We start from the raw sequence: 1,440 nt of genomic DNA, 5'->3' as shown, positions 1-1,440 counted from the left end.
ACTATCCATTCGAAGAAGATTGCATCCATTGGCACGAAACCGCAAAGGCAGCTGCTGACCCTTTTGGCGAAAACGTATACGACGAACATAAGCGCTGGTGTGATGAGTATTTTTATTTAAAACATCGTGAGGAAACACGCGGTGTTGGCGGTTTATTTTTCGATGATTTGAACGAATGGGGCTTTGAGCGTTCTTTTGCTTATATGCAAGCGGTAGGTGATAGCTACACAAAAGCTTATGTCCCAATTATTCAGAAACGAAAAGACCATGAATATGGTGAGCGCCAACGTGACTTTCAATTATATCGCCGCGGTCGCTATGTTGAGTTCAATTTAGTGTTTGATCGTGGGACATTGTTTGGTTTGCAGTCGGGCGGACGAACAGAATCAATTTTGATGTCACTACCTCCGCTTGTTAAGTGGGGATACAACTGGCAAGCAGAAGAGGGCTCAGAAGAAGCGCGACTTAATGCATTTTTATCGCCACGAGATTGGTTGAAGGGGTAGTACAAATATGGATCGTTATGCGGTGATTGGAAATCCAATTGAACACAGTAAATCCCCATTTATTCATGCCCAGTTTGCGAATAAAACTGGCGAACAGCTTGTATATGAGCGAATCTTGGGCCGTATCGATGCTTTTGAGGAAGACGTAAAAGACTTCTTTTCAGACGCTAATAACAAAGGTTTAAACGTAACTGTTCCATTCAAAGAAAAAGCCTTTGCAATGTGTGACGTTCTCAGTCCTCGGGCTCAAATTGCCGAAGCGGTAAATACGCTCTACATGAAAGATGGCAAACTTTATGGCGACAATACCGATGGGTGCGGGCTAGTACGAGATATTCAAGAGAATTTTCAGGTCTCGTTGGCAGGAAAGCGCGTCTTACTGATTGGTGCAGGGGGGGCATCTAAGGGTGTTTTACTCCCGATTCTTGAGGCAGCTCCAAGTCAGTTGGTAGTTAGCAACAGAACTTTTTCTAAAGCTGAACAGCTTGTCGGCCGATACAAACAAAGACCTGAAATTGTTGCATGCGGTGCAGAGTTAACAGCAGAGAGTTTTGACGATTTATCGAGTGCATTTGATCTGGTGATCAATGGAACTTCTGCTAGCCTTTCAGGAGAGCTTCCGAAAATTTCTTCTGAGATCTTTTCAAGCGAAACGCATGTTTACGACATGATGTACGGGGACCAAGAGACGGTCTTCAATTGTTGGGCCAAAGACAGCGGCGCAACAATGACCATGGATGGTTTAGGTATGCTTGTAGAACAGGCGGCGGAAGCATTTCGTGTGTGGCGAAATGTTCAACCTAATACCGCGCATTGTATTGCAGCACTACGATAACGATCGGCATAAAACGAAAGCAGGTAAAGTATGGATTTAGCGACCCTGATAGGGATGCTAGCTGGTGCGGCAGTTATTATCGGCGCAATTTTGCTGAAC

General features: G+C 44.7%; 2 protein-coding genes. Both read left to right on the top strand.

From position 1 onward, the window contains the following. Positions 1-506, top strand: a 506-nt coding sequence (locus A3738_RS15480; RefSeq protein WP_156504289.1) for a coproporphyrinogen III oxidase, incomplete at its 5' end; no start/stop codon positions are given. A 7-nt stretch (positions 507-513) separates the two neighbouring features. Continuing rightward, the gene (gene aroE, locus A3738_RS15475; protein ID WP_068483317.1) at positions 514-1,341 is read left to right on the top strand and encodes a shikimate dehydrogenase; all 828 of its coding nucleotides are present in this window, start codon (positions 514-516) and stop codon (positions 1,339-1,341) included. Positions 1,342-1,440 lie beyond the last annotated feature (99 nt).

This window comes from Oleiphilus sp. HI0066, from assembly GCF_001635725.1.
This window is presented reverse-complemented; position numbering and strand designations above follow the sequence as displayed.